The following is a 7,977-nucleotide window of genomic DNA, read 5'->3' on the forward strand; positions in this document are numbered from 1 at the left end:
TATCTTTCACCTCTTCTCATGAAACAAATTCTCTTTATGTACTTAATACAAGAGTAACTCGCAAAAAAAATACTGTCTACAAAAAAGAGTAAATATTCTAAAAAAATAAACATAAAACAAAAAAACAGCTACCTTTATAAAAGGTAGCTGTTCTATTATTTTATGCTTCAACAGATTTCTTTTTCTTAGCAGCTCTTTCGCGCTCACTCTTATCAAGAATCTTTTTACGTAGACGAATTGATTCTGGAGTTACTTCACAGAACTCGTCATCGTTTAAGTACTCTAATGACTCTTCTAAAGTCATTAAGCGTGGTTTTTTCATTGTTGAAGTTTGATCTTTCGTCGCAGAACGAATGTTAGTTTGTTGTTTCATTTTTACAACGTTAACTGTTAAATCATTCTCACGTGTATGTTCTCCAACGATCATACCAGCATATACTTCTGTACCTGGTTCAACGAAGATTACACCGCGATCTTCAACTTGCATAATACCGTATTGTGATGCTTTTCCTGCTTCAAGTGAAACTAGAACACCTTGACGACGTCCACCCACTTGTCCAGCATGTACTGGTTGGTAGCAATCAAATGTGTGGTTTAAAATACCGTAACCACGAGTTAATGTTAGGAATTCTGTTGTGTAACCAATTAAACCACGTGCTGGAACCATGAAAGTAAGGCGAACTTGACCGTTTCCGTTATTCACCATATCTAACATTTCACCTTTACGTGCACCCATTGATTCCATAATAGAACCAGTGTATTCTTCAGGCACATCGATTTGTACGCGTTCTACAGGCTCACTTCTTACGCCATCGACATCTTTAATAATTACTTCAGGCTTAGATACTTGTAGTTCATAACCTTCACGACGCATGTTTTCAATTAAGATAGATAAATGTAATTCCCCGCGTCCAGATACGATCCATGCATCAGGAGAATCTGTATTATCTACACGTAAACTTACATCTGTTTCTAATTGTGAACGAAGACGTTCTTCAATTTTACGAGATGTAATGAATTTACCTTCACGACCTGCAAATGGGCTGTTATTTACAAGGAATGTCATTTGTAGTGTTGGCTCATCAATACGTAATAATGGTAAAGCCTCTTCATGCTCAACCGGACATACCGTTTCACCTACGTTAATGTCTTCCATACCTGAAACAGCTACTAAATCTCCAGCTTTTGCTTCTTCAATTTCTTGACGTTTTAATCCAATGTAACCAAATAATTTAGTTACACGGAATTGTTTTACACTTCCGTCAACTTTCATTAATGCAACTTGTTGTCCTACTTTCATTGTACCACGGAATACGCGTCCAACCCCGATACGACCAACATAGTCATTGTAATCAAGAAGTGCTACTTGGAATTGAAGTGGCTCTTCGCTGTTATCGACTGGTGCTGGAATATGTTCAATAATTGTGTCAAACAATGATTTCATATTCTCTTCTTGATTTGCTGGATTTGAATCTAAGCTTGCTGTTCCGTTCATTGCTGATGCAAATACAACTGGGAACTCTAATTGATCTTCGTTTGCACCAAGTTCGATGAATAAGTCAACTACTTCATCAACTACTTCATCAGGGCGAGCGAAGTCACGGTCAATTTTGTTTACAACAACGATTGGAGTTAAGTTTTGCTCAAGAGCTTTCTTTAAAACAAATCGTGTTTGTGGCATACAACCTTCATATGCATCAACAACAAGTAGAACACCATCAACCATTTTCATGATACGTTCTACTTCTCCACCGAAGTCAGCGTGACCAGGTGTATCTAAAATGTTAATTCTTTTATCTTCATAGTGAATCGCAGTATTCTTCGCTAAAATTGTAATACCACGTTCTCTTTCTAGATCATTTGAGTCCATTGCGCGTTCTTCAATATGTTCATTCGCACGGAACGTCCCCGCTTGACGTAATAACTGGTCAACAAGTGTTGTTTTACCATGGTCAACGTGGGCAATAATTGCTATATTTCGTAAATCTTGTCGTTTTTTCAACATGTCCAACTCCTAATGTCTTTTTAATCCTTCTCTATTATAAGAGCGAAGGGGATACAATGGCAATCAAAATAAAATCAAGAATGAAAATATAGTTGTATTCTTACTTTTGTGAAAGTAAAATGAGATTGGAGGGTGAAGAAATGGAACACATTCAATATCGCTTTTTATTAACAGCAATTATCGGCGTTATCTTCTTAATTGGTATCGGCATTATGATTGCTGAAAATAGTCCCATCGGCATTATTATTTGCATTATCGGCACATTTGTTACAGTCGGATACGGTTTTGTAACAAAAAGAAAAATGCGTAAATCGCAATAACATTAAAAAGTAAGAAGCTTCTTTATGCCTCTTACTTTTTTTTATTATTGCGATACAAATGGTAATAATTCTTCGTATACTCCTGGTTTTGCAACTAACACACTGCTTTTCTCTACAATAGAAAGAGGTGTTCCCAAGAACGTTGTCACTTTACCGCCAACTTCTTCTACAATAATCTGTCCCCCGCCAAAGTCCCATGGCGATAAGCGCGGTGTTACATATGCATCTAATCTTCCCGTTGCAACATATACCATTTCTAACGCTGCACAACCATATGACCTCGTACCTCTCGCCTTCTTAACGAGCATCATCATTTTTTCCATATTAAGCAATGGATTATCAGTAAGCCATATCGCATTCAAAGCTATAATTCCATGCTCTACCGTTCCTTTTTCCAACATGGGAATAGCTAAATCATTGCAAAAAGCCCCTTCTCCCTTTACCGCATGATATAGTTCGTCATGAACTGGATCATAAATAAGACCAATCTTTCCGATACCGTTCTCATAAATCCCGATTGAGATTGCGAAATTCCTTTTTTGATGAACAAAGTTCATCGTGCCGTCAATTGGATCAATTAACCAAACAACCCCATTAGAAGAAGTAACCTCATCTCCGTAGCCTTCTTCTCCTAAAATATTATGAGCCGGGAATGTTTCTTTAATTTTCCCAATTAAAAACTGCTCCGTTTCTCGGTCCATGTTTGTTACTAGATCAGCTGCATTTGACTTTGTTTCTATAATAAGTGTTTTTTTCAGTGACGCCATTAAATGTTCTCCCGCTTCTCGAATCCACTGTTTCGCGTGTGTATCGATGTCTTTCCATACTTCTTGCATGTTTAAACACTCCGATCTATACTGTTCACAGAAAAAACGAACCCTTTATAAGGTTCGCACCAACTAATTATTTATACATATACTATTATTACGCTTCTAAACGGATCATTTCAAGTCTTAACACTTCTAATTTTTGTACGCACTCTTCTTTTTTCTGGTTGTCGTTATCCATCATCGCATCATATAAAGTTGCTAATTCATAATCTAGCTCCAAACGTAGCACCGGAATTCTCTTTTCAGCATCTGTTCTCTTTAACGCATTAATCACCTGTCTCATTTTTTTGCCTCCTCCCAATATTCGTCTGCCCTCGGACTAGAATTGATTCAATTTTCTGATTTTTTGTTTTATACTATACTATGTTGGATAAATCATCTATGCAACAAAATTATATTTTTTTATTTAAATTTTTTTGTGCTGTTTTTTTTATGAATAGTACAAGCTATGCTAAAATTAAAACAAAATAGGAGTTGGAGGAACAATCATGACACTACAAACATTCACATCAACTGATTTTGAAGTCTTTACTGTTGATGGTCTTGAAGAACGAATGAGCGCAATTAAAACGAATATTCATCCTAAGCTAGAAGCTTTAGGGGAACAGTTTGCAGAATATTTATCACAACAAACTGATGAAAACTTTTTCTACCATGTAGCAAAACATGCACGCCGCAAAGTCAATCCACCAAACGATACTTGGGTTGCTTTTTCAACAAATAAACGTGGATATAAAATGTTACCACACTTCCAAATTGGTTTATGGGGTACTCATGCCTTCATATACTTTGGTTTAATCTATGAGTGTCCACAAAAAGTGGAGACGGCTCACGCCTTCTTAGAACATTTAAATGATTTAAAAACAAATATTCCAAATGACTTCGTTTGGTCCATTGACCATACTAAACCAGGTGTAAAATTACATGAAATGCTTGAATCGGAAGACTTACAAAAGATGATTGAACGTTTAGCTACTGTGAAAAAAGCAGAATTATTAGTCGGTATTCATATATCGCCAGAGGAGTTTTCAGCAATGACCAACGAACAATTCCTTGCTAAGATTGAATCTACGATGCAATCACTCCTTCCTTTATATGCGATTTCTAATCGATAAATCGATAGTAGAAAACGGACAATTTATATTGTCCGTTTTTAGTTGTTATCACATTATAGCACTTTGTATTTTATTTTTCAAAATATTTTTACATTTTAACAATCTTTTTTTCCGCTACTTCCTTTGCTTTTTGAATCGTACGATATATAGAATATCCACTTACTTCTTGAAATTCTTTATCAATTTTTTTCTCCGCTGCCTTCGATGGCACAATCTCTTTAAAACGACGATATAATTCCATCAAATCTTCTCTCAAAACTCCTTTTTCATATACCTTTTCAATCGCTTCATAAAACTTTACAACTGCTACCATTTCTTCATTTGACCAATCGTAATCAAGTGGATATTGATATTCCATTTTTGCACCTCATTCAGTATTCTTTCTTTTTCCATTATGCTACCTTTAAGAAAATCTTTTATTCTTCACTATAGCCACTCTGCATTATACACCATTTATCCATTTCAATGGAATTGTCTTCCTCTTTACGGTATTTAAAATATAACTATTAAACATACTCACCTTGAAAATGAGATTTTTCTATACATCTATAATTATTGGTGATATAATGCTTTTGTTTTATAGAGAATAAAGTGAGACTACCATCCCCAAAAAGGCTTTTGCGAATGGCAGAAAAACAAGTCAAGTTCTAAAAGTTTGTCATCTTAATTTCCTTTTAGAATGAGATGAAATCATATAAAACAAACTCTAATAAATATTACAAAGAAGAAGGGGTGTATAGATTGTCCCAATACGAAACACCATTGTTTACCGCTTTAGTTGAGCACAGTAAGCGAAATCCAGTTCAATTCCATATTCCTGGTCATAAAAAAGGACAGGGCATGGATCCTACATTTCGCGAATTTATTGGGCATAATGCATTAGCAATTGATTTAATTAATATTGCGCCGCTCGATGATTTACATCATCCAAAAGGTATGATTAAAGAAGCACAGGATTTAGCAGCCGCTGCTTTCGGTGCAGATCATACGTTCTTTTCTATTCAAGGTACAAGTGGTGCAATTATGACAATGGTGATGAGCGTGTGCGGTCCTGGGGATAAAATCCTCGTACCACGGAATGTGCATAAATCAGTAATGTCAGCTATTATTTTCTCAGGTGCAAAACCAATTTTCATGCATCCTGAGATTGATCCGAAGCTCGGTATTTCACATGGGATCACAATTCAATCTGTCAAAAAGGCTCTTGAAGAGCACTCAGATGCGAAAGGCTTACTTGTTATAAATCCAACATATTTTGGGTTTGCTGCAGATTTAGAGCAGATTGTAGAATTAGCTCATTCTTACGATATTCCTGTACTTGTTGATGAGGCTCACGGTGTTCATATCCATTTTCATGATGAACTGCCGATGTCAGCTATGCAAGCTGGTGCAGATATGGCAGCAACAAGTGTTCACAAATTAGGAGGGTCTTTAACCCAAAGTTCTATTCTTAATGTAAAAGAGGGGCTTGTTAACGTAAAACATGTTCAATCCATTATTAGCATGCTTACGACTACATCAACTTCTTACATTTTGTTAGCATCCCTTGATGTTGCTAGAAAACGTCTTGCTACAGAAGGAACAGCTCTCATAGAACAAACAATACAATTAGCTGAACATGTTCGTGATGCTATTAATGCTATTGAGCCTCTTTATTGTCCTGGAAAAGAAATGCTAGGAACAGATGCTACTTTTAACTATGATCCTACAAAGATAATTGTATCTGTAAAAGATTTAGGTATTACAGGCCATCAGGCTGAAGTATGGCTTAGAGAACATTACAACATTGAAGTAGAACTCTCTGATTTATATAACATACTTTGTCTTATCACATTTGGAGATACAGAAAGTGAAACAGATACACTTATTACAGCATTACAAGATTTAGCAGCAACATACAGAAATAGAGCAGATAAAGGTGTTCAGGTACAAGTAGAAATACCAGAAATACCTGTGCTAGCACTTTCTCCTAGAGATGCTTTTTATTCAGAAACAGAAGTCATTCCATTTGAAAACGCAGCAGGTCGTATTATAGCTGATTTTGTTATGGTTTATCCGCCAGGGATTCCAATCTTTACTCCGGGGGAAATTATTACACAAGATAACTTAGAGTATATTCGTAAAAATTTAGAAGCTGGGTTACCTGTACAAGGTCCCGAAGATATGACATTACAAACATTACGTGTTATTAAAGAGTACAAGCCTATCAGTTGATAGGCTTTTCTTTCACCTTTTTTCTCTTTTTTTCATACGATACTAAAGAATTTGACATTCCCACCCCTAATAGGGCCAGCTGACTAACGTCAGTGGGATTCTTGCTATGAAAGGCGAAGTCCATTTCTGGTATCGCTGACGCGCTAGATTGCGGTGTGCCATCACCACTCTCACAACAGACCGTATAGGTTCGTGAGCTACGGTACTAACCGTACAGATTCGTGTTCAAGTGTTTTAGCGCTTTGTTCTTGACGACACATATCATGCTTGAATTCGGCTATCGAACTCCATATGATATCTTTTATTCAAGGAACACATTGGCGTTTTAAAGACTTGTACTTGTCTATAGTTAACGTATACCAAAATATAAATGTTTTTCTATGAAAAAGCGATACTTTCATCCTATGCTTAAAGGCGGATTAAAGTCCAATATGGGATTTCCCGTATCGCGAAATCTGTAACGTATAGGTGGGGATACCATTATGATTGTGATAGGCCGTTCTATTGTACACCCTTATATCACAAATGAATATGAGCCATTTGCAGCTGAAAAACAACAGATTTTATCCATAATGGCTGGAAATCAAGAAGTTCATTCCTTCCGAACAGCCGATGAACTCAGCTTTGATCTTAATTTACGAGTTAATATTATTACTTCCGCGCTAGAACTTTTTCAAAGTGGCTTTCAGTTTCGTACATTTCAACAATCTTTTTGCAACCCTCAGTTTTGGGAAAGAACATCACTTGGCGGATTTCAACTACTCCCAAACGTACCATCCTCTATTGCCATCCAAGATATTTTTAAAAACGGAAAACTATATGGAACTGAATGTGCCACCGCAATGATTATCATTTTTTACAAAGCATTACTATCATTATATGAGGAAAAAACTTTCAACCGTCTATTCGCAAACCTCTTACTTTATACATGGGACTACGATCGCGACTTAAAGCTCATAACAAAAACGAGTGGCGATATCGTTCCAGGTGACCTCGTTTACTTTAAAAACCCACAAGTTAATCCAGCTACGATTGAGTGGCAAGGAGAAAATACAATCTATCTAGGAAACTTCTTTTTTTACGGACATGGCGTAGGCGTAAAAACGAAAGAGGAAATTATTTATTCATTGAATGAACGAAGGATTCCTTATGCTTTTATTTCAGCTTATTTAACCGATTTTATTACTCGTATTGATAGCCGTATGATGAGTCAATATGCCGCTCCTAACACGCCACAAACATCAATAGGATTTATTCCTATTAGAGATGATGCAATCGTTGCAACAGTCGGACATACAACTACAATCTATTAAAAAAACGCCTACATGTGTAGGCGTTTTTTCTTAATTATTAAGCTTTTGTATGTTCTGTATGGTCACATTCACAATTAGAACCACATTTTCCATAAAGTACTGTCGTTTTCTCATCTTCAAAATGTCCGATTGTTCCTTCACAAACTTGGCATACGATTGTTCCCATTTTCATTTCCCCCT

9 protein-coding genes are annotated in these 7,977 nt (G+C 36.2%); 4 read left to right on the forward strand and 5 right to left on the reverse strand.

Annotated elements, in window-relative coordinates; translation table 11 throughout:
* Positions 1-160: 160 nt before the first annotated feature.
* On the reverse strand, positions 161-2,005 hold the full coding sequence (typA, locus tag V7038_RS08355) for a translational GTPase TypA (protein WP_002111487.1): 1,845 nt from the start codon (positions 2,003-2,005) through the stop codon (positions 161-163).
* A 140-nt stretch (positions 2,006-2,145) separates the two neighbouring features.
* Between typA and V7038_RS08360 the strand changes: the two genes are divergently transcribed.
* Entirely contained in the window at positions 2,146-2,325 is a 180-nt protein-coding gene (locus V7038_RS08360; RefSeq protein ID WP_000400127.1) for a DUF5325 family protein, read from the forward strand.
* Positions 2,326-2,369: 44 nt separating this feature from the next.
* Here the strand turns inward: V7038_RS08360 and V7038_RS08365 are convergent, their stop codons facing one another.
* A complete protein-coding gene (locus V7038_RS08365; RefSeq protein WP_002199494.1) occupies positions 2,370-3,161 on the reverse strand; it encodes an inositol monophosphatase family protein in 792 nt (263 codons plus the stop codon).
* Between the two features lie 88 nt (positions 3,162-3,249).
* The gene (locus V7038_RS08370) at positions 3,250-3,438 is read right to left on the reverse strand and encodes a hypothetical protein (protein WP_002088326.1); all 189 of its coding nucleotides are present in this window, start codon (positions 3,436-3,438) and stop codon (positions 3,250-3,252) included.
* Between the two features lie 205 nt (positions 3,439-3,643).
* Here V7038_RS08370 and V7038_RS08375 point away from each other — a divergent pair, with 205 nt between their 5' ends.
* Entirely contained in the window at positions 3,644-4,270 is a 627-nt protein-coding gene (locus tag V7038_RS08375) for a YktB family protein (RefSeq protein WP_335469810.1), read from the forward strand.
* A gap of 88 nt (positions 4,271-4,358) precedes the next feature.
* Here the strand turns inward: V7038_RS08375 and V7038_RS08380 are convergent, their stop codons facing one another.
* Positions 4,359-4,628, reverse strand: a complete 270-nt coding sequence (locus V7038_RS08380) for a UPF0223 family protein (RefSeq protein ID WP_002111491.1) — start codon at positions 4,626-4,628, stop codon at positions 4,359-4,361.
* Between the two features lie 383 nt (positions 4,629-5,011).
* On the opposite strand from V7038_RS08380, the gene speA reads away from it, so the two are divergent.
* Both speA and V7038_RS08390 read left to right on the forward strand, forming a co-directional pair.
* A complete protein-coding gene (speA, locus tag V7038_RS08385; RefSeq protein ID WP_002111493.1) occupies positions 5,012-6,484 on the forward strand; it encodes an arginine decarboxylase in 1,473 nt (490 codons plus the stop codon).
* A gap of 482 nt (positions 6,485-6,966) precedes the next feature.
* Positions 6,967-7,797: a protein-glutamine gamma-glutamyltransferase gene (locus tag V7038_RS08390; RefSeq protein WP_002111495.1), complete on the forward strand. Its 831-nt coding sequence runs from the start codon at positions 6,967-6,969 to the stop codon at positions 7,795-7,797.
* Between the two features lie 37 nt (positions 7,798-7,834).
* Here the strand turns inward: V7038_RS08390 and V7038_RS08395 are convergent, their stop codons facing one another.
* Positions 7,835-7,963, reverse strand: coding sequence for a GapA-binding peptide SR1P (locus V7038_RS08395; protein ID WP_335469840.1), 129 nt, complete (start codon positions 7,961-7,963; stop codon positions 7,835-7,837).
* Positions 7,964-7,977 lie beyond the last annotated feature (14 nt).

Source organism: Bacillus sp. JJ783, from assembly GCF_036963225.1.
Classification (GTDB): domain Bacteria; phylum Bacillota; class Bacilli; order Bacillales; family Bacillaceae_G; genus Bacillus_A; species Bacillus_A cereus_U.

What these genes read in the sequence shown, in the direction of transcription:
- typA (WP_002111487.1), bottom strand. Translation starts at nt 2,005, where the DNA reads ATGTTGAAAAAACGACAAGATTTACGAAATATAGCAATTATTGCCCAC.
- V7038_RS08360 (WP_000400127.1), top strand. Translation starts at nt 2,146, where the DNA reads ATGGAACACATTCAATATCGCTTTTTATTAACAGCAATTATCGGCGTT.
- V7038_RS08365 (WP_002199494.1), bottom strand. Translation starts at nt 3,161, where the DNA reads ATGCAAGAAGTATGGAAAGACATCGATACACACGCGAAACAGTGGATT.
- V7038_RS08370 (WP_002088326.1), bottom strand. Translation starts at nt 3,438, where the DNA reads ATGAGACAGGTGATTAATGCGTTAAAGAGAACAGATGCTGAAAAGAGA.
- V7038_RS08375 (WP_335469810.1), top strand. Translation starts at nt 3,644, where the DNA reads ATGACACTACAAACATTCACATCAACTGATTTTGAAGTCTTTACTGTT.
- V7038_RS08380 (WP_002111491.1), bottom strand. Translation starts at nt 4,628, where the DNA reads ATGGAATATCAATATCCACTTGATTACGATTGGTCAAATGAAGAAATG.
- V7038_RS08390 (WP_002111495.1), top strand. Translation starts at nt 6,967, where the DNA reads ATGATTGTGATAGGCCGTTCTATTGTACACCCTTATATCACAAATGAA.
- V7038_RS08395 (WP_335469840.1), bottom strand. Translation starts at nt 7,963, where the DNA reads ATGGGAACAATCGTATGCCAAGTTTGTGAAGGAACAATCGGACATTTT.